Genomic DNA, 18,452 nt, shown 5'->3' with positions numbered 1-18,452 from the left:
CGCGGGTGAACCCGCTCCCACAGGAACCCCACAAGTTTCAAGACCTGTGTAATACCTGTGGGAGCGGGTTTACCCGCGAAGAGGCCGGCACAGAAGATATAGCTCAGAAGCCATGCTGGCGCATGAGCCGCGCATAGCTGCCATCCGCCTTCATCGCCGCTATCGCCTGCTCGAACCGCTCGACGATCCGCGCATGCTCCGGGTTTTTCAGGCTGACCAGGATATGCAGGGTGTTCTCCCCCAACGGCGGCTCCACCAGCATCACACCATCGCGCACCTCCGGCAGTTCGCGCTGCAAGTTGTAACGGGCCACGTACTCGTCTTCCACCGCCAGGTCCACCCGCCCCGCCGCCAGCATGCGTACCGCAGAGGGAAAGTTGCGCACCGCCACCTTGTGCAAGCGGGTGTCGCGGTCGAACTCGGGGGAATAGGCGTAATCACGCACCACAGCGATGCTGTAGGGGTACAAGTCTGACTGGCGCTTGTAGCGAAACGCCTCGCCCTTGCGTTGCAACAGGCGAATGCGGTTGACCAGGTAGGCTCTGGAAAACTGCCCGATGCTGGCGCGCGAGTCGTTGTACCAGGCGTTGATCAGCACGTCGTAACGCCCCTCGCTCACCCCCAGCAGGGCCCGCGCCCACGGTGCCTCTTCGACCCCACTGGTGTAGCCGGCCCGGGCCAGCGCCGTGGTGACGATGCTGGTCGCCAGGCCACCGCCCGGCATGCTGGAATCGGTGAACGGCGGCCAATTGTCGGCCACCAGGCGTAGCTTTTCGTAACCCGATGCGGGTGTTGCAAGTATCATTGCCAGCAACCCCAGAACACAAAGCAGTGGCCGCATGCTCACGTCCTTTCGCAATGGAGGGCACACACTGCCGACGAGATTACACAAAGCCGTCGCACAGGGCAGCGGCCAATAGTGTCATTTAGCCTCTATTTTGGCCGTGCCCCATACATCATGCGATGATCGACGGCCCACTCAAGGAGTTCGCGCCAATGTCCATCGACTGGCTCTGCAAGCACCACACCGATCTCAGCAAGGACCAGCTCTACGCCATTCTGCAATTACGCACTGAAGTGTTCGTGGTCGAGCAGCGCTGCGCCTACCAGGAAGTCGATGGCCAGGACCTGACCGGCGATACCCTGCACCTGATGGGCTGGCAGGATGACAAGCTGGTGGCCTACCTGCGCCTGCTCGACCCGCAATCCCAGGGTGGGGATGTGGTGATCGGGCGGGTGGTGACTGCACCTGCGGCGCGCGAGCTGAAGCTGGGGCATACCTTGCTGCTCAAGGGGTTGGAGGCAGCGGAGCATTGCTGGCCGGGGGTGCCGGTCTATCTGTCGGCGCAGGCGCATTTGCAGGGGTTCTATGCCCGGCATGGGTTCGCGGTGGTGGGCGAGGAATATCTTGAGGATGACATTCCGCATATCGGGATGCGCAAGGGTTGAGATCGCCGGGGGTGCTTCGCCCCCCTTTCGCGACGCAAGGCCGCTCCTACAAGGGAACGCGATTACCTGTAGCAGCCCCCAGTGGATCAGGGATACCCCAGCACTTCGCGAACCTGCCGCAGGTGCCGGATGATCCACTGCTTGTCGATCGCCCCCCAGTCATGAATGCGGTAATGCCCGGCGTGGTTGCGCGCGCCTTCCTGCTGTTCGAACTCGCAGACGATATCCAGGTCGGCCAGCGCCGCAATGGTGTCCTGGGCGGTGCGCCGGGGCATGCCGGTGGCCTCCATCAGGGCCGGCACGCTGGTCGCGGTCTGGCTGTCGATCAGCCAGGCCACGTACAGGCGGCGGTAGAAGCTGCTCTTGGTCTTGCTCACTTCCATGCTGCGTGGTCCTTAACAGTTGCCCGGCAGCTCCCGATAGGTCAGGTAGACGCGCAGGTCGAATTCCAGTTGGTGGTAGTCCGGCTCCATGTGCTGGCAGAGCTGGTAGAACGCCTTGTTGTGGTCGCGCTCGCGCAGGTGTGCCAGTTCGTGCACCACGATCATGCGCAAGAATTGCGGCGCGGCCTCCTTGAACAGCGAGGCAATGCGGATTTCCTTCTTCGCCTTGAGCTTGCCGCCCTGCACCCTTGATATCGCCGTATTCAGGCCCAGGGCCCGATGGGTCAGGTCGAGACGATTGTCAAACAGTACCTTGTCCAGGTTCGGCGCGCTGCGCAGGTATTGCTGGCGCAAATCCTGGGCATAGCCGTACAACGCCTTGTCGTTCTGCACGTCATGGCGGTCGGGGTAGCGGCGCTGCAGGTACTCGCCCAGGCGGTCGCTGTCGATCATCTCCCGCACCTGCTGCTGCAGGTGCGGGGGGTAGGCTTGCAAGTATCGTAATACGGTCATGGCGCTGCATTCGGTGTAACGAATGCCGATTCTAGCCAATCATGGCCCCGCCCAGGAGAAAATCACCGGGAAGCTGCTGGCATCCGTGGCGGTCATCGGGTAAGCCACCAGGAACCCCTGCACGTACTCACAGCCATTGGCCTTGAGCCAGGCCGCCTGGGCCGGGGTTTCCACCCCCTCGGCGATCACCGTGATGCTGTAGTCGGCGCACAGGCCGATGACGCTGCGCACCAGCGCGGCATCCACCGCCGAGTCGGGCAGGCGCGCGACCAGGTGGCGGTCGAGCTTGAGGGTATCGATCGGCAGGTCGCGCAACATGCGCAACGAACAGTCGCCCGCACCAAAGTCATCCAGCGCCACCCGCATACCCAGCTCGCGCAAGCGGTGTATCTGTTTCACCGCCGCATCGATGTTGTACATCAGCGAGGTTTCCGCCACCTCCACTTCCAGCTGCGCCGGGTCCAGCTGGTAAAGCTGGATGACCCGGTGCAGTTCGTCGACCAGGCTTGGCATGGCGAACTGCGCACGGCTCAGGCTGATACCCAGCACCAGGTCCGCCGGGAAATGCTGGCACCAGGCCTGGCGCTGAGCCGCGCCTTGGCGGTAGATCCAGCTGGCCAGGCGGTTGATCAGGCGCGCCTCTTCCAGCAACGGGATGAACAGCCCCGGCGGCACGTCGCCGACACTGGGATGCTGCCAACGCAGCAAGGCCTCGAAGCCACGCAGGCGGCCATCGTTGAAGCCAACCTGCGGCTGGTAAACCAGAGTGAAGTCTTGCTGCTCCACGGCCGTGCGTACGCTGTCCTCGAGCATCAGCCGCGAACGCGCCCGGCCGTTGAGCTCCTGATCGTAGAAGCGATACTGCTGGCGCCCCGCCTGCTTGGCCGCGTACATCGCCGCATCGGCCGCACGCAAGAGGCCTTCGACATTGGCGCCGCAATCCGGATAGGTGGCGATACCGATGCTCACCCCAAGGCTCACATCCAGCCCTTCCACCTGGTGGCTGATGGAAATGCGTTCCAGCAACCGCTCGGCATAGCGCCCGGCCTGCTCCGGGTAAGGCAGGCTGTCGAACAGTGCGGTGAACTCGTCCCCGCCCATGCGCGCCAGCAGCGCTTCACTGCCCAGGCAATCCTTGAGCTGTTCGGCTACCCAGTGCAGCACCCGGTCGCCCGCGTCGTGGCCGAGCGAGTCGTTGATGCGCTTGAAGCCATCCAGGTCCATGTACATCAGCGCCTGCGCCTTGTCCGAACGCTCGTTGCGCAGCAGCGCACCTTCGGCGGCCTGGTAGAACCCGCGGCGGTTGAGCAGGCCGGTAAGCGGGTCGGTGACGGCCTGGTACTCCAGCTGCTGGTGCAGGTTGCGCACCACCGACATGTCCAGCACGGTGACCACCATAGCCTGCTGTTCTGCCGGCAGTGGCGCACAGGACAACGCCACCGGCACCAGCTCGCCACCAAGGGTGCGCAGCTGGGCATCGTGCACGCGGAAGATGCGCCGCCCCAGGTAGGCCTGGTAGAAGTCCGATTCGTTCCACAGGCTGGCACTGGTCAGTTGCACCAGGTCGAGCAGATGGGCGCCCTGCAACTGCTGCACCGGCGCTGACAACAAACGGGAAATGGCCGGGTTGGCAAAGCTGATGATGCCTTGGGCATCCACCACCAGAATGCCCTCGGCGGCGTTCTCCAGGATCGACGCATTGAACGCCCTGGCCGCTTCCAGCTCGCGGGTCAGCCGCTGCAGCATGCGCCGGTTGCGCTGCTGGTCGAGCAGGGCCTGGACCTTGGGCTTGAGGATTTGCGGGTCGAACGGTTTGAACATGTAGTCCACGGCGCCGCTGGCGTAGCCCTTGAGCACGGCCGCTTCGGACTGTTCGTTGGCGGTGAGGAAAATGATCGGGGTCAGCCGGGTACGCTGGCTGCCGCGCATCAGCCGGGCGACTTCGAAGCCGTCCATCTCCGGCATCTGTACATCCAGCAGGACCAGGTCGACATCGTGCTCGAGCAACGCGCTCAGGGCTTCCATCCCCGAGTTTGCCGTCAGCACCTGCCAATCCTGACGGGCCAGCAATGCCCGCATGCTGATGAGGTTTTCGGGGTAATCGTCTACCACCAGAAGAACCGAGCTGCCATCCAGTGGCTGAGGTTGGGGGTGAGGGTGAGCGCCATCCATGCTGCTTCTCTATTATGTGACCGACTTCAAGATACGGTTGGATCCACTAGTACTCTAGACCTGAGCGGATAACACGCAATGCAATCAGAACGCTATCAGTGCCTCAACTATACGGTAGCCGACTAACGGTCGCTTTGCCGGGAATATGTGCCGGCCTCTTCGCGGGTAAACCCGCTCCCACAAGTTCCTCACTGTTTTCCAGGCCAGCGAGTAACCTGTGGGAGCGGGTTTACCCGCGAAGAGGCCGGCACAGGCATAAGGTTCTAACACCCAAAAATGAAAAAACCCGCATCGCTGCGGGCTTTTTCATTAATACCAGAAGATCAGTTGACCTTGGCGGCCAGCTCACCTTTCAGGTAGCGCTGGTACATGCCTTCCAGGGAGATCGGCTTGATCTTCGAGGCATTGCCAGCGGTGCCGAAGGCTTCGTAACGGGCGATGCACACGTCACGCATGGCCTTGACGGTTTCACCGAAGAACTTGCGCGGGTCGAACTCGCTCGGGTTCTGCGCCATCAGGCGGCGCATGGCACCGGTGGAAGCCAGACGCAGGTCGGTGTCGATGTTGACCTTGCGCACGCCGTACTTGATACCTTCGACGATTTCCTCGACCGGTACACCGTAGGTTTCCTTGATGTCGCCGCCGTACTGGTTGATGATCGCCAGCCACTCTTGCGGTACCGAGGACGAACCGTGCATCACCAGGTGGGTGTTGGGGATGCGCTTGTGGATTTCCTTGATGCGGTCGATCGCCAGCACGTCACCGGTTGGTGGCTTGGTGAACTTGTAGGCACCGTGGCTGGTACCGATGGCGATCGCCAGGGCGTCGACCTGGGTCTTCTTGACGAAGTCGGCAGCCTCTTCCGGGTCGGTCAGCATCTGGCTGTGGTCCAGCACGCCTTCGGCACCGATGCCGTCTTCTTCACCGGCCATGCCGGTTTCCAGCGAACCCAGGCAGCCCAGCTCGCCTTCTACCGAAACGCCGCAGGCGTGGGCCATGGCAACGGTCTGCTGGGTAACGCGGACGTTGTACTCGTAGTCGGTCGGGGTCTTGCCGTCTTCACCCAGCGAGCCGTCCATCATCACCGAGCTGAAGCCCAGCTGGATCGAGCGCTGGCAGACGTCAGGGCTGGTGCCGTGGTCCTGGTGCATGCACACCGGGATATGCGGGAATTCTTCGATGGCCGCCAGGATCAGGTGACGCAGGAACGGGGCACCGGCGTATTTGCGGGCACCGGCCGAAGCCTGGACGATCACCGGGGAGTCGGTCTTGTCGGCCGCTTCCATGATGGCGCGCATCTGCTCGAGGTTGTTGACGTTGAAAGCCGGTACGCCGTAACCGAACTCGGCGGCGTGGTCCAGCATCTGGCGCATGCTAATGAGTGCCATTGTGTATCTCTCTCCCGACAAGCGTCGTTTGTTTCGTGCAAGCCTGCCGCAGGGGCGGTTGCTGTTCAAGTAGTGTGGGCCACCCTAGCGGCCCGGCCAGTCACGGTGCCTTGCAGCCCCGCCCAATCAGATCGTTGGTCGCCACCCAGTACACCAGGCCTTCCTCGCCCTTCGTGTGGAAGGCCAGCATGCCATCGCTGTACAGCGCACCCGAGGCACCCGGCTCGGCCTTGAGCCGGTAGACCTGGTCACCGCCACCAAGGCGCACATCGACCTGGTCGCGCTGCGCATCGGCGAAGCGCCACAGCACTTCAGCCTGGGTGTCGCAGACCCAGCGGGTCCAGTCGTCTGCCAGGGCGGGTTGCGCCGGCTTCAGCAGCGAGCATCCTGCCAGTGTCGCCAGGGCCGTCACGGCCAAAAGCGCTTTCATTCAGTTTCCTCGATTGGGGGCTGCTGTGCAGCCCTTCGCGGGCTTGCCCGCTCCCACAGGTCAAGCGCTGTACCTGTGGGAGCGGGCAAGCCCGCGAAGGGCCGCACAGCGGCCCCTACCTCAAGACCACAAATCAGCCTTCAGGTTGCCTGTTACCCGATCAAGGGCAACCCGGCGCCTTGCGCTGGTGGTCTTCGTCGTACTTTTCCAGGCCTTCCGGGCCCACGCGCTTGCTGATGACCGGCACGGTCTCGGCCTGCCACTCGGACTGGTAGCAACCGCCCTTGGGCGGCTGCGCCGGGTCGGCATCCGAGGCCGGGCTGCCGGCGCATGCGCTCAGCAGGCCAGCCAGCATCATCACAGGCAATTGCTTGACCATCAGGCCGCTCCCTTTGCCAAGCGCCGACGTCATCAGGCCTTGGCCCGCTCTTCCAGGATTGCCACGGCCGGCAGGACCTTGCCCTCGACGAACTCGAGGAAGGCGCCACCACCGGTAGAAATGTAGGAGATATCGGCGCCAACGCCATATTTGTCGATGGCTGCCAGGGTGTCACCGCCACCGGCGATGGAGAACGCAGCGCTGTCGGCGATGGCCTTGGCCAGCACCTTGGTGCCGTTGCCGAACTGGTCGAATTCGAACACGCCGACCGGGCCGTTCCACAGGATGGTCTTCGACGACTTCAGCAACTCGGCGAAATTGGCTGCGGTTTGCGGGCCGATGTCCAGGATCATGTCGTCAGCGGCAACGTCGGCAATGGCCTTGACGGTGGCTTCGGCGCTCTCGGCGAACTCCTTGGCAACCACCACGTCGACCGGCAGAGGCACGCTGACCTTGGCGGCGATGGCCTTGGCGGTGTCGACCAGGTCAGGCTCGTACAGCGACTTGCCCACCGGGTGGCCGGCTGCGGCCAGGAAGGTGTTGGCGATGCCGCCACCGACGATCAGCTGGTCGCAGACCGAGCTCAGGCTGTTCAGCACGTCCAGCTTGGTGGAGACCTTGGAGCCGGCAACGATGGCTGCCATCGGTTTGGCCGGGGCCTTCAGGGCCTTGCCCAGGGCGTCCAGCTCGGCTGCCAGCAGCGGGCCGGCAGCAGCGACCTTGGCGAACTTGGCAACGCCATGGGTCGAACCTTCGGCACGGTGGGCAGTACCGAAAGCGTCCATTACGAACACGTCGCACAGGGCGGCGTATTTCTGCGCCAGCTCGTCGGCGTTCTTCTTCTCGCCCTTGTTGAAGCGCACGTTCTCGAACAGTACCAGGTCACCAGCCTTGACCTCGACACCATCCAGGTAGTCGGCAACCAGCGGTACGTCGCGGCCCAGGGCCTTGCTCAGGTAGTCGGCGACCGGCTTGAGGCTGTTCTCGTCAGAGAACTCGCCCTCGGTCGGGCGGCCCAGGTGCGAGCAGACCATTACCGCCGCGCCCTTCTCCAGGGCCAGCTTGATGGTCGGCAGCGCTGCCAGGATACGCGCGTCGCTGGCTACCACACCGTCCTTCACAGGCACGTTGAGGTCTTCGCGGATCAATACGCGCTTACCTTGCAGGTCGAGGTCGGTCATCTTCAACACGGTCATGAATGCAGTCCTTCAGGGCTGTTTGTTGCGGGTTGGGTGGACGACGTGCAGATAGTGTTCGGCAACGTCGAGCATACGGTTGGCGAACCCCCATTCGTTGTCGAACCAGGCCAGCAGGTTCACCAGGCGAGGGCCGGAAACACGGGTCTGGCTGGCATCGACGATCGCCGAATGCGGGTCATGGTTGAAATCACAGCTGGCGTGGGGCAACTCGGTGTAGGCCAGCAAGCCTTTCAGCGGGCCTTCCAGCGCCGCCTCGCGCAGCACCCGGTTGACTTCGGCCGCGCTGGTATCGCGGGCGGTCTGCAGGGTGATGTCCAGGCACGAGACGTTGACGGTAGGTACGCGTACCGCTTTGGCCTGGATTCGCCCGGCAAGTTCCGGAAGCAGGCGCTCGATGCCACGCGCCAGACCAGTGGACACCGGGATCACCGACTGGAAGGCCGAGCGCGTGCGGCGCAGGTCTTCGTGGTGGTAGGCGTCGATCACCGGCTGGTCGTTCATCGCCGAGTGGATGGTGGTGATCTGCACGTACTCGATGCCGAATGCCTGGTCCAGCACGCGCAGCAGCGGCACGCCGCAGTTGGTGGTGCACGATGCGTTGGACACCAGGCGCTCGTTGCCGGTCAGGCAGGCCTGGTTGACGCCGTAGACCACCGTGGCATCGACGTCGGCCTCGCTGGCCATCGGCTGCGAGAACAGCACCCGCGGCGCGCCGGCGTCGAGGAAACGCTGGCCATCGGCGCGGGTGTGATAGGCGCCGGAGCACTCCAGCACCAGGTCGATATCCAGGGCGGCCCAGTCGATGCCTTCGGGGGTGGCACTGCGCATCACCTTCACGCAGTCGCCATTGATATGCAGACAGTCGCCATCGACCTTCACCTCACCGGGGAAACGCCCGTGGGTGGAGTCGAAGCGTGTCAGGTATTCCAGGCTGGCCTGGTCGGCCAGGTCGTTCAGCGCGACGATCTCGAAACCGGCCTTTGCCCCCCGCTCGAACAGCGCGCGCAGGACACAGCGGCCGATACGGCCATAACCGTTGAGTGCAACTTTGTAGGGACGCAGGTGGGGCATTCGTTGGCTCGCTAACGCATGATGGCTGTTGGGGCCGCGTTGCGGCCCATCGCGACACAAGGCCGCTCCTACAAGGAGCTGCATGCGCAGTACCCTGTAGGAGCGGCCTTGTGTCGCGATGGAGGGCGAAGCCCTCCCCCTTGCACGACCTGGAGGGCGTCACTGCCCTCCATTGATACATCAGTCTTCCAGCAGCTCTTCGGCAGTACCGAGGATGTTCTCCAGGGTGAAACCGAACTCTTCGAACAGTGCCGAAGCCGGCGCCGACTCACCGTAAGTGGTCATGCCGATGATACGACCTTCCAGGCCGACGTACTTGTACCAGAAGTCGGCGTGAGCGGCTTCGATGGCGATACGCGCACCCACTTCCAGCGGCAGCACGGACTGCTTGTAGGCAGCGTCCTGGGCATCGAACACGCTGGTGCACGGCATGGAAACCACGCGCACCTTGCGGCCTTGTTCGGTCAGCTTGGCGTGCGCCTGAACAGCCAGGCCCACTTCGGAACCGGTGGCGATCAGGATCAGCTCAGGCTCGCCGGCGCAGTCCTTGAGCACGTAGCCGCCGCGGCTGATGTCGGCGATCTGCTGGGCGTTGCGGTCCTGGTGCTGCAGGTTCTGGCGCGAGAAAATCAGCGCCGAAGGGCCGTCCTTGCGCTCCAGGGCGTTTTTCCAGGACACGGCGGATTCCACCGCGTCGGCTGGGCGCCAGGTGTCCAGGTTCGGCGTGCTGCGCAGGCTGGTCAGTTGCTCGATCGGCTGGTGAGTCGGGCCGTCTTCGCCCAGGCCGATGGAGTCGTGGGTGTAGACGTGGATCACGCGCTGCTTCATCAGTGCCGACATGCGCACTGCGTTGCGGGCGTACTCCATGAACATCAGGAAGGTCGCGCCGTAAGGCACCAGGCCACCGTGCAGGGCAACGCCGTTCATGATGGCGGTCATGCCGAACTCACGCACGCCGTAGAACACGTAGTTGCCGCTGGCGTCGTTGGCTTCTACACCCTTGCAGCCCTTCCACAGGGTCAGGTTGGAACCGGCCAGGTCGGCCGAACCGCCGAGGAACTCTGGCAGCAGCGGGCCGAAGGCGTTCAGGGCGTTCTGGCTGGCCTTGCGGCTGGCGATGGTTTCGCCCTTGGCGGCCACTTCGTTGATGTAGGCCTGGGCCTTCTCGCTGAAGTCGGCCGGCAGTTCGCCGCTGTCACGGCGCTTGAACTCGGCAGCCAGCTCCGGGTAGGCCTTGGCGTAGGCGTCGAAGCGCTGGTTCCAGTCGGCTTCGGCCTTGGCACCGGCAGCCTTGGCGTCCCACTCGGCGTAGATCTCGGCCGGGATTTCGAACGGGCCGTGGTTCCAGTTCAGTTCCTTGCGGGCCAGGGCGATTTCGTCGTTGCCCAGCGGTGCGCCGTGGCAGTCTTCCTTGCCCTGCTTGTTCGGCGAGCCGAAACCGATGATGGTCTTGCAGCAGATCAGGGTCGGGCGATCGCTCTTGCGAGCGGTCTCGATAGCGGTCTTGATCTCGTCGGCGTCATGGCCGTCGACGTTACGGATCACCTGCCAGTTGTACGCTTCGAAGCGCGCCGGGGTGTTGTCGGTGAACCAGCCGTGCACTTCGCCGTCGATGGAAATGCCGTTGTCGTCATAGAAGGCGATCAGCTTGTTCAGGCCCAGGGTGCCGGCCAGCGAAGCGACTTCGTGGGAGATACCTTCCATCATGCAGCCGTCGCCGAGAAACACGTAGGTGTTGTGGTCGACGATGTTGTGGCCGTCACGGTTGAACTGGGCAGCGAGCACTTTTTCGGCCAGGGCGAAGCCCACGGCGTTGGCGATACCCTGGCCGAGCGGGCCGGTGGTGGTCTCGACGCCTGGGGTGTAGCCGTATTCCGGGTGGCCCGGGGTGCGGCTGTGCAGCTGGCGGAAGCCTTTGATGTCATCGATGGTGACGTCGTAGCCGGTCAGGTGCAGCAGCGAGTAGATCAGCATCGAACCGTGGCCGTTGGACAGCACGAAGCGGTCACGGTCGGCGAAACTCGGGTTGCTCGGGTTGTGCTTCAGATAGTCGCGCCAAAGCACTTCGGCGATATCCGCCATGCCCATGGGGGCACCTGGGTGGCCGCTGTTGGCCTTTTGCACGGCATCCATGCTGAGGGCACGAATGGCGTTGGCACGTTCACGACGGCTGGGCATCGCTGATCTCCTGGGGGGCTTGAATAGGTGGTGTCACGAAAAAAGGCGGCCATTTTCGCCCACTGGGGGGGCTTGGGGCAATGACGTATGGTCGCAGTCGGGGGATTTTCCTCTGATTGGCACTGATTTCGGGTAAAAATCCGGGGAACGGTGCTGGCTTCTTCGCGGGCTCGCCCGCTCCCACAGATTCATCACGGGGCTTGGGAGCTGTGCCGAACCTGTGGGAGCGGGCGAGCCCGCGAAGAAGCCAGCAATGGCAACCCCGCACTCCGCCCATCAGCCAATATCAAAACTTTTTGATATTGGCCTTGCTAGGGCAACGATGCCTGTCTAGACTGCCGCACCATGAACCTCCGTGCGCAATCGATCCCCGAGCAACGCGAAGCATTGGCTGCCCTGTGCAAAGCCAGTGGCGACGAGTTGCGCCTGAACGTATTGCGCGCCCTGGCCAACGACTCGTTCGGTGTGCTGGAGCTGGCGCAGATCTTCGACGTGGGCCAGTCGGGCATGAGCCACCACCTGAAGGTACTGGCCCAGGCCGAGCTGGTGGCGACCCGCCGCGAGGGCAATGCCATCTTCTACCGCCGCGCCCTGCCCGACAGCCTGCGCCTGGGCGGTCGGCTGCACGCGGCGCTGCTCGAAGAAGTGGACGACCTGGCCCTTCCGCCTGACGTGCAGGCGCGCATCGCCCAGGTACAGCAACGCCGCGCAGCCACCAGCCAGGACTTCTTCCTGCGCGTGGAAGAGAAATTCCGCGCCCAGCAAGACCTGATCGCCGGCCTGCCGCAGTACCGCGAAAGCCTGCTGGCGCTGCTCGACAAACTGAATTTCGACCCGGCCGCCAGCGCCCTGGAGGTCGGCCCCGGTGACGGTGGCTTCCTGCCTGACCTGGCCCGGCGCTTCGCCCAGGTCACCGCCCTGGACAACAGCCCGACCATGCTCGAACTGGCGCGCCAGGTGTGCCAGCGCGAAGGGCTCGACAACGTGAACCTGCAGTTGGCCGATGCACTGGGTGCAACGGATGTGGCCGCCGACTGCGTTGTGCTGAACATGGTGCTGCACCATTTCAGCGACCCGGCCCTGGCCTTGCGCCAGCTGGCCAAACGGGTGAAGGCAGGCGGCAGCCTGCTGGTAACCGAACTGTGCAGCCATGACCAGGGGTGGGCGCGCGAAGCCTGCGGCGACCTGTGGCTTGGCTTCGAACAGGACGACCTGGCCCGTTGGGCCAACGCCGCCGGGCTGGCCCCCGGGGACAGCCTGTACGTGGGCTTGCGTAACGGTTTCCAGATTCAGGTCCGCCATTTCCAGCGGACGGCTGGCGACATACAACATCGGTAAATTTCAGGAACCTTCGAGATGAGCGAATACTCCCTTTTCACCTCCGAGTCCGTGTCCGAAGGGCATCCGGACAAGATCGCCGACCAGATTTCGGACGCCGTCCTTGATGCCATCATCGCCCAGGACAAATACGCCCGCGTAGCCTGCGAAACCCTGGTCAAGACCGGTGTCGCCATCATCGCCGGCGAAGTCACCACCTCCGCCTGGGTCGACCTGGAAGAGCTGGTGCGCAAGGTCATCATCGACATCGGCTACAACAGCTCCGACGTCGGTTTCGACGGCGCCACCTGCGCCGTGATGAACATCATCGGCAAGCAGTCGGTGGACATCGCCCAGGGCGTCGACCGCTCCCGCCCGGAAGACCAGGGCGCCGGTGACCAGGGCCTGATGTTCGGCTACGCCAGCAACGAAACCGACGTGCTGATGCCGGCACCGATCTGCTTCTCGCACCGTCTGGTCGAGCGCCAGGCCGAAGCGCGCAAATCGAAACTGCTGCCATGGCTGCGCCCGGACGCCAAGTCGCAGGTCACCTGCCGTTACGAAAATGGCAAGGTGGTCGGCATCGACGCCGTGGTGCTGTCGACCCAGCACAACCCTGAGGTTTCGCAGAAAGACCTGCAGGAAGCCGTGATGGAGCTGATCGTCAAGCACACCCTGCCTGCCGAACTGCTGCACAAGGGCACCCAGTACCACATCAACCCGACCGGCAACTTCATCATCGGTGGCCCGGTGGGTGACTGCGGCCTGACCGGGCGCAAGATCATCGTCGACTCCTACGGCGGCATGGCCCGCCATGGTGGTGGCGCGTTCTCCGGCAAGGACCCGTCCAAGGTCGACCGTTCCGCCGCCTACGCCGGCCGCTACGTGGCCAAGAACATCGTCGCCGCCGGCCTGGCCGAGCGTTGCGAGATCCAGGTGTCTTACGCCATCGGCGTGGCCCAGCCGACCTCCATCTCAATCAACACCTTCGGTACCGGCAAGGTCTCCGACGACAAGATCATCCAGCTGGTGCGCGAGTGCTTCGACCTGCGTCCTTACGCCATCACCACCATGCTCGACCTGCTGCACCCGATGTACCAGGAAACCGCTGCCTACGGCCACTTCGGCCGCACCCCGCAGCAGAAGACGGTCGGCGACGACACCTTCACCACCTTCACCTGGGAGCGCACCGACCGCGCCCAGTCGCTGCGTGACGCTGCCGGCCTGTAAGTTTCCTACGGCGCTGGACGAAAGCCCCTGCCGAGCAATCGGCAGGGGCTTTTTTGTGACATATGGGCTGACAAACGCTGCATGGCGACCCTCACGCTACCTGCCTAGGCTGAGGGCTCCCACCCGCCATGCAAGGATGCTGGCCATGCCGCTTATGCTGTTGTTCGCCGTACTGCTCGCACTCCAGGCCCCACTGATTTGGGCCGGCCAATGCGCCAACTGGAACCCGCGACAAGTTGAAACTGAAGTGGCCCAACTGCGTGCCACGCTCGCCCACTGGGACGACCACTACCATCGCCAGGGCATTGCGCTCGTACCCGATGAACTCTATGACCAGAGCCGCCAGCGCCTGGCGCACCTGCAGCAATGCTTTGGCATCGCGACCACCCCGTCCCCGCTGGCCAGCGCTGGCGGGCCAATCCCGCATCCGGTGCCACATACCGGCGTCGACAAGCTGGCCGACCGCCTGGCTGTAGAACGCTGGCTGGCCGGCAAGGCCGATGTGTGGGTACAGCCCAAGGTCGATGGCGTAGCGGTATCCCTCATCTACCGACAGGGCCGGCTGGTGCAGTTGATCAGCCGGGGGGACGGCGTGCAGGGGCACGACTGGAGCCGCCACATCCCCCTGCTCGACGCAATCGACCGGCAGCTGCCCCAGGCCATCGACCTGCAACTGCAGGGCGAACTTTACCTGCGCCTGGATGCGCATGTGCAAGCCCAGGCAGGCAGCGCCAACGCCCGAGGGACGGTAGCCGGGCTGCTGGCTCGCAAGCAGCTGGGCCGTGAGCAAGGCGAGCGCATCGGCCTGTTCGTGTGGGACTGGCCGCAAGGCCCCGAGCAGCAGGCCGAACGCCTCGCGAAGCTGGCGGAACTGGGCTTTGCGCACAGCCAGGATTACAGCGTCGCCATAGCAACAGCGGACGATGCCGCGCACTGGCGTGAGTACTGGTACCGCTCACCCCTGCCCTTCGCCACCGATGGCGTGGTGTTGCGCCAAGGCGTCCGGCCGCCGGCCGAGCGCTGGCAGGCCAAGGCACCCTACTGGATCGCGGCGTGGAAGCACCCGTACACGCAGGCCCTGGCCGAAGTGCGCGAAGTACGCTTCCGCGTTGGCCGCACAGGCAGGGTCACGCCAGTGTTGCACGTGCTGCCGGTTACCCTGGACGACCGGCGAATCACCCAGGTGAGCCTGGGCTCGCTGGCACGCTGGCTCAAGCTCGACATCCGCCCCGGTGACCAGGTGGCCGTCAGCCTTGCCGGGCTGACCATCCCGCGCCTGGAGCAAGTGGTGCACCGCGCCGCCGAGCGCCAACCGGTAACCGCACCAGCGCCCGGCCAACATCATGCCCACAGTTGCTGGCAGGCCAGCGAAGGCTGCGAGGACCAGTTCATTGCCCGCCTCACCTGGCTCAGCGGCAAGCAGGGGCTGGCCCTGCCGCGCACCGGCCCCGGCACCTGGCGCCGACTGGTGGCTGCCGGGCTGGTGACCTCGATGACCGACTGGCTGCATCTGGATGCCGAGCGCCTGGGCCAGGTAGCCGGTATCAGTGACGCAACGGCTGCGCAGTTGCTGGGCAGTTTCGACCAAGCCCGCTCACGGCCCTTTGCCCAATGGCTGCGCGGGCTGGGTGCGCCCACCCCCACCGGCATGCAGGTGACAGGCGACTGGCTGGAGCTTGCTGCCCGCACAAACCTTGAATGGCAAGCCATGCCCGGTATCGGCGAAAAGCGCGGTCAACAGCTTGCAGGATTTTTTGCGACCACCGAGGTTCAAGCCATTGCAACGCAGCTGGCCAAGGCAGGGATCGACGGATTCCGGATCGACAGGCAAAGCATCGAGCAATGATTATTTACCAATTTACCCGTAGGAAAATCCCGAGATTAAGCCGGAAAACCCCAACAAGGGTTTCTAAATGGGCAAAACCAAGGCAGGATTTCCCCCAACTTTTGCTGCCCCGCCCCGTCAAGGAGGCTTTTCATGAAACGTATTTCGACCCTTTTCCTGCTCGCGACACTGGGCCTGGCCGCTGGCGCCGTACCAGCCGCCCAGCCGGATGCCGGCCTGACCGGTTGCGCCGCCAAGCGTAGCGCCATCGAGAACCAGTTGAAGATTGCCCGTGACCACGGCAACAACGATCAGGCCGCGGGGCTTGAAGAGGCACTGCGAGGGGTCGACAACTGCACCGATGCCGGCCTGCGCAAGGAACGTGAGCAGAAGGTGCTCGACGCCCGTCACGAAGTGGCGCAGCGGGAAAAGGACTTGAAGAAAGCCGAGAAGAAAGGCGATTCGGAGAAGATCAACAAGCGCAAGGACAAGCTGGCAGAGTCGCGCAAGGAACTGCAGGAAGCGGTGGAAGATCTGGATCGCTGACAGAGATTCGAATACTGCGTTGCCTTTACTGGCCTCATCGCCGGCAAGCCGGCTCCCACAGGTACTGCATTGCACTCAAGGGCAGCGTGATACCTGTGGGAGCTGGCTTGCCGGCGATGAGGCCGCAACAGGCCATCAATGATTATGAAACTCGGAATGACAGGCCTTGCAAGCCGCTTCGACCTTGTCCATCGGCACCTTCAGCTGAGCAGCGTCCAGCGGCTGGCTGCGGGTGACATCGACCAGTTCGCCAGTGACGCCTTCCAGCTGCCGGGCCAGGTCATGAAAGCGTGCCTGACGCTCCCATACCTCGGCACGCGCGCTACTGTCGCCACCATCACGCGCCTGTGGGAAGTGCTGCCAGGGCTGGTGCGAAAGGTTGTCCAGCTTCAGCGCACCGTCGGCAAACTTCACCCCGTCGAACGGCAACCGCCCACGCAACATGCCGCCCAGGTCTTCGCTGGTCTTGAGCATGTCCTTGAAGATCACCTTGCGCTTGCCCAGCGGGGAGTTCGGGTCAACCCGATCACAACCACCCAGGGCCAGTGCTGCCAGCAGAACAACGGTCAATCGCTTCAACATCACGGTCACTTCGGCCTACGCAAATGGGCGGCCAGTATCGCTGCCCAGCGGCCAAAGACCAATAGCCACATAAAAACAGGGGCGAATATCCGTGTTCACCCATGACAGGAACGTACTCATGAAATCTGCCCTGCGCCATCTGGCCTGGACACTCCCGGCGCTGGCCCTGCTGGCCGGCTGCAACGGTGGCGAAAGCGCCAAACCTGAGCCCCATGCCATCGCCACCTACGCCAATGCCACCTGGCAGGACCTGCCTGCCGTCAGCGACAGCGACCTGGTGGCGGGCTTCCAGGCCTGGCGCAACGGCTGTGAAAAGCTCAAGCGCGACACCGTCTGGGCCAGCACCTGCGAAGCAGCCACCAGCGTGCCCGACAATGCCTTGCAGGTGCGCGCCTTCCTGCAACAGAACCTGCAGGTATACGGCCTGCGTTCGGCCGAAAACAATGCCAACGGCCTGATCACCGGTTACTACGAACCGGTCTACCCTGGCAGCCTGAGCCAATCGGCAACCAACCACGTGGCGGTCTACGGCATCCCCGACGACATGATCGTGGTCGACCTGGCCAGCGTGTACCCCGAACTCAAGGGCAAGCGCCTGCGCGGTCGCCTCGATGGCCGGGTGCTAAAGCCTTACGACACCGCCGAGGTGATCAACCGTGACGGCGTCAAGGCACCGGTGCTGGCCTGGCTGACCGACCCGATGGACCTGCAGTTCCTGCAGATCCAAGGTTCCGGCCGGGTACAACTGGAAGATGGCCGCCAACTGCGCCTGGGTTACGCCGACCAGAACGGCCACCCCTACCGACCGATCGGGCGCTGGCTGGTGGAACAGGGCCAGTTGAAAAAGGAAGAGGTGAGCATGGGCGCCATTCATGCCTGGGCCCAGGCCAACCCGCAGCGGGTGCCGGAACTGCTCGCCAGCAACCCCAGCTACGTGTTCTTCAGCACCCGCCCGGACAGCAACGAAGGGCCGCGGGGTTCGCTGAACGTGCCGCTGACCGCTGGCTACAGCGTGGCCATCGACCGCAAGGTGATTCCGCTGGGCAGCTTGCTGTGGCTATCCACCACTCGCCCGGACGGTACGCCGGTGGTACGCCCGGTGGGGGCTCAGGATACCGGTGGGGCAATTACCGGCGAGGTGCGCGCGGACCTGTTCTGGGGCACCGGGCCGCAAGCCGGAGAACTGGCCGGGAACATGAAGCAACAGGGGCAGATCTGGATGCTGTGGCCCAAGGGCAAGCCGCTGCCTGAGGTGCCGAAAGTGCCTTGATCGGCGGTGGATTCTTCGCGGGCTCGTCGGACCGCCGCACCGCCGCTCCCACAGGTACACCACAGGATTCAAGGGCTGTGATGTACCTGTGAGAGCGTGCAAGCCCGCGAAGAAGGCGACGCGGTCTCAGATGGAAACCACGAAGAAGGCCACGATCATCGCCATCCCGGCAAACCACACCAGCGATCGCAGCATGGCCCAGTCGGCCAGGTAACAGATGATGTAGAGCAGCCGGCTGGTGATGTACATCACCCCCAGCACATCCTGGGTCACCTGCTCGGCATTGCCGACGATATCCGCCACCAGCACCGCCGCGGCAAATGCCGGGAAGGCCTCGAAACTGTTCTGCTGGGCAGCATGCGCGCGCCGCGGCAACCCGGACAGGGTATCCAGGAAGGCGCGCGGGTCGTGGTTGTCGCGCAAGCGGAAGCGGCCACTACCGACTTTGGCGATCAACGCACACAGTGGTGGCAAGAACAGCGCGATCAGGATGCACCACAGGGCAACAGTCATGGACAGG

Annotated in this window: 18 protein-coding genes; 6 read left to right on the top strand and 12 right to left on the bottom strand. The window is 63.9% G+C overall.

What is annotated here, in order from left to right; all coding sequences use genetic code 11:
- Window positions 1-103: 103 nt before the first annotated feature.
- Window positions 104-841: an ABC transporter substrate-binding protein gene (locus tag CAG22_RS02335; protein WP_085704236.1), complete on the bottom strand. Its 738-nt coding sequence runs from the start codon at window positions 839-841 to the stop codon at window positions 104-106.
- Between the two features lie 155 nt (window positions 842-996).
- Between CAG22_RS02335 and CAG22_RS02330 the strand changes: the two genes are divergently transcribed.
- Window positions 997-1,449 carry a GNAT family N-acetyltransferase gene (locus CAG22_RS02330; protein ID WP_075046569.1) on the top strand — a complete coding sequence of 151 codons (453 nt, stop codon included), beginning with the start codon at window positions 997-999 and terminating at the stop codon, window positions 1,447-1,449.
- Window positions 1,450-1,535: 86 nt separating this feature from the next.
- On the opposite strand, the gene CAG22_RS02325 is transcribed toward CAG22_RS02330, so the two are convergent.
- From CAG22_RS02325 to tkt, 9 genes are all read right to left on the bottom strand, one after another.
- On the bottom strand, window positions 1,536-1,832 hold the full coding sequence (locus tag CAG22_RS02325; protein ID WP_075046570.1) for a helix-turn-helix domain-containing protein: 297 nt from the start codon (window positions 1,830-1,832) through the stop codon (window positions 1,536-1,538).
- 12 nt (window positions 1,833-1,844) lie between these two features.
- On the bottom strand, window positions 1,845-2,345 hold the full coding sequence (locus CAG22_RS02320) for a M48 family metallopeptidase (RefSeq protein WP_084785286.1): 501 nt from the start codon (window positions 2,343-2,345) through the stop codon (window positions 1,845-1,847).
- Between the two features lie 39 nt (window positions 2,346-2,384).
- Window positions 2,385-4,517, bottom strand: coding sequence for a bifunctional diguanylate cyclase/phosphodiesterase (locus CAG22_RS02315; protein ID WP_085587842.1), 2,133 nt, complete (start codon window positions 4,515-4,517; stop codon window positions 2,385-2,387).
- 323 nt (window positions 4,518-4,840) lie between these two features.
- Window positions 4,841-5,905 carry a class II fructose-bisphosphate aldolase gene (gene fba, locus CAG22_RS02310; RefSeq protein WP_016712383.1) on the bottom strand — a complete coding sequence of 355 codons (1,065 nt, stop codon included), beginning with the start codon at window positions 5,903-5,905 and terminating at the stop codon, window positions 4,841-4,843.
- Window positions 5,906-6,005: 100 nt separating this feature from the next.
- On the bottom strand, window positions 6,006-6,335 hold the full coding sequence (locus CAG22_RS02305) for an MliC family protein (RefSeq protein ID WP_085704233.1): 330 nt from the start codon (window positions 6,333-6,335) through the stop codon (window positions 6,006-6,008).
- Window positions 6,336-6,495: 160 nt separating this feature from the next.
- The gene (locus CAG22_RS02300; RefSeq protein WP_025340881.1) at window positions 6,496-6,747 is read right to left on the bottom strand and encodes a hypothetical protein; all 252 of its coding nucleotides are present in this window, start codon (window positions 6,745-6,747) and stop codon (window positions 6,496-6,498) included.
- The gene (locus tag CAG22_RS02295) at window positions 6,747-7,910 is read right to left on the bottom strand and encodes a phosphoglycerate kinase (RefSeq protein ID WP_085691394.1); all 1,164 of its coding nucleotides are present in this window, start codon (window positions 7,908-7,910) and stop codon (window positions 6,747-6,749) included. The genes CAG22_RS02300 and CAG22_RS02295 overlap by 1 nt, the downstream gene beginning before the upstream one ends.
- A gap of 12 nt (window positions 7,911-7,922) precedes the next feature.
- Complete coding sequence (epd, locus tag CAG22_RS02290) at window positions 7,923-8,984, bottom strand: erythrose-4-phosphate dehydrogenase (RefSeq protein WP_013974502.1); 1,062 nt, start codon at window positions 8,982-8,984, stop codon at window positions 7,923-7,925.
- Between the two features lie 180 nt (window positions 8,985-9,164).
- Window positions 9,165-11,162, bottom strand: coding sequence for a transketolase (gene tkt, locus CAG22_RS02285; RefSeq protein ID WP_085587838.1), 1,998 nt, complete (start codon window positions 11,160-11,162; stop codon window positions 9,165-9,167).
- 345 nt (window positions 11,163-11,507) lie between these two features.
- On the opposite strand from tkt, the gene CAG22_RS02280 reads away from it, so the two are divergent.
- The 4 genes from CAG22_RS02280 to CAG22_RS02265 all read left to right on the top strand — a co-directional run bounded on the left by CAG22_RS02280 (window position 11,508) and on the right by CAG22_RS02265 (window position 16,080).
- Window positions 11,508-12,500: a metalloregulator ArsR/SmtB family transcription factor gene (locus CAG22_RS02280; RefSeq protein WP_025340884.1), complete on the top strand. Its 993-nt coding sequence runs from the start codon at window positions 11,508-11,510 to the stop codon at window positions 12,498-12,500.
- 18 nt (window positions 12,501-12,518) lie between these two features.
- Window positions 12,519-13,709, top strand: a complete 1,191-nt coding sequence (gene metK / locus CAG22_RS02275; protein ID WP_015272060.1) for a methionine adenosyltransferase — start codon at window positions 12,519-12,521, stop codon at window positions 13,707-13,709.
- Window positions 13,710-13,854: 145 nt separating this feature from the next.
- Window positions 13,855-15,555 (top strand): NAD-dependent DNA ligase LigB, encoded by a 1,701-nt coding sequence (ligB, locus tag CAG22_RS02270; RefSeq protein ID WP_085704230.1) that lies wholly within the window; start codon window positions 13,855-13,857, stop codon window positions 15,553-15,555.
- Window positions 15,556-15,687: 132 nt separating this feature from the next.
- Window positions 15,688-16,080: a DUF1090 domain-containing protein gene (locus tag CAG22_RS02265; protein ID WP_085587832.1), complete on the top strand. Its 393-nt coding sequence runs from the start codon at window positions 15,688-15,690 to the stop codon at window positions 16,078-16,080.
- Between the two features lie 135 nt (window positions 16,081-16,215).
- On the opposite strand, the gene CAG22_RS02260 is transcribed toward CAG22_RS02265, so the two are convergent.
- Window positions 16,216-16,662, bottom strand: coding sequence for a cytochrome c (locus CAG22_RS02260; protein WP_085704227.1), 447 nt, complete (start codon window positions 16,660-16,662; stop codon window positions 16,216-16,218).
- Between the two features lie 118 nt (window positions 16,663-16,780).
- On the opposite strand from CAG22_RS02260, the gene CAG22_RS02255 reads away from it, so the two are divergent.
- Window positions 16,781-17,932, top strand: a complete 1,152-nt coding sequence (locus CAG22_RS02255; RefSeq protein WP_085587827.1) for a murein transglycosylase A — start codon at window positions 16,781-16,783, stop codon at window positions 17,930-17,932.
- 126 nt (window positions 17,933-18,058) lie between these two features.
- On the opposite strand, the gene CAG22_RS02250 is transcribed toward CAG22_RS02255, so the two are convergent.
- A complete protein-coding gene (locus CAG22_RS02250) occupies window positions 18,059-18,445 on the bottom strand; it encodes an MAPEG family protein (protein ID WP_025340889.1) in 387 nt (128 codons plus the stop codon).
- Between the last annotated feature and the right edge of the window lie 7 nt (window positions 18,446-18,452).

Source organism: Pseudomonas sp. B8(2017) (assembly GCF_002113575.1).
Classification (GTDB): Bacteria; Pseudomonadota; Gammaproteobacteria; order Pseudomonadales; family Pseudomonadaceae; genus Aquipseudomonas; species Aquipseudomonas putida_Z.
The sequence above is the reverse complement of the archived record's forward strand: the minus strand, read 5'-3'. Positions and strand labels throughout refer to the sequence as shown.

Excerpts from the sequence above, each read along its gene's own strand:
- CAG22_RS02335 (WP_085704236.1), bottom strand. The coding sequence starts at position 841 with ATGCGGCCACTGCTTTGTGTTCTGGGGTTGCTGGCAATGATACTTGCA.
- CAG22_RS02330 (WP_075046569.1), top strand. The coding sequence starts at position 997 with ATGTCCATCGACTGGCTCTGCAAGCACCACACCGATCTCAGCAAGGAC.
- CAG22_RS02325 (WP_075046570.1), bottom strand. The coding sequence starts at position 1,832 with ATGGAAGTGAGCAAGACCAAGAGCAGCTTCTACCGCCGCCTGTACGTG.
- CAG22_RS02320 (WP_084785286.1), bottom strand. The coding sequence starts at position 2,345 with ATGACCGTATTACGATACTTGCAAGCCTACCCCCCGCACCTGCAGCAG.
- CAG22_RS02315 (WP_085587842.1), bottom strand. The coding sequence starts at position 4,517 with ATGGATGGCGCTCACCCTCACCCCCAACCTCAGCCACTGGATGGCAGC.
- fba (WP_016712383.1), bottom strand. The coding sequence starts at position 5,905 with ATGGCACTCATTAGCATGCGCCAGATGCTGGACCACGCCGCCGAGTTC.
- CAG22_RS02305 (WP_085704233.1), bottom strand. The coding sequence starts at position 6,335 with ATGAAAGCGCTTTTGGCCGTGACGGCCCTGGCGACACTGGCAGGATGC.
- CAG22_RS02300 (WP_025340881.1), bottom strand. The coding sequence starts at position 6,747 with ATGACGTCGGCGCTTGGCAAAGGGAGCGGCCTGATGGTCAAGCAATTG.
- CAG22_RS02295 (WP_085691394.1), bottom strand. The coding sequence starts at position 7,910 with ATGACCGTGTTGAAGATGACCGACCTCGACCTGCAAGGTAAGCGCGTA.
- epd (WP_013974502.1), bottom strand. The coding sequence starts at position 8,984 with ATGCCCCACCTGCGTCCCTACAAAGTTGCACTCAACGGTTATGGCCGT.
- tkt (WP_085587838.1), bottom strand. The coding sequence starts at position 11,162 with ATGCCCAGCCGTCGTGAACGTGCCAACGCCATTCGTGCCCTCAGCATG.
- CAG22_RS02280 (WP_025340884.1), top strand. The coding sequence starts at position 11,508 with ATGAACCTCCGTGCGCAATCGATCCCCGAGCAACGCGAAGCATTGGCT.
- metK (WP_015272060.1), top strand. The coding sequence starts at position 12,519 with ATGAGCGAATACTCCCTTTTCACCTCCGAGTCCGTGTCCGAAGGGCAT.
- ligB (WP_085704230.1), top strand. The coding sequence starts at position 13,855 with ATGCCGCTTATGCTGTTGTTCGCCGTACTGCTCGCACTCCAGGCCCCA.
- CAG22_RS02265 (WP_085587832.1), top strand. The coding sequence starts at position 15,688 with ATGAAACGTATTTCGACCCTTTTCCTGCTCGCGACACTGGGCCTGGCC.
- CAG22_RS02260 (WP_085704227.1), bottom strand. The coding sequence starts at position 16,662 with ATGTTGAAGCGATTGACCGTTGTTCTGCTGGCAGCACTGGCCCTGGGT.
- CAG22_RS02255 (WP_085587827.1), top strand. The coding sequence starts at position 16,781 with ATGAAATCTGCCCTGCGCCATCTGGCCTGGACACTCCCGGCGCTGGCC.
- CAG22_RS02250 (WP_025340889.1), bottom strand. The coding sequence starts at position 18,445 with ATGACTGTTGCCCTGTGGTGCATCCTGATCGCGCTGTTCTTGCCACCA.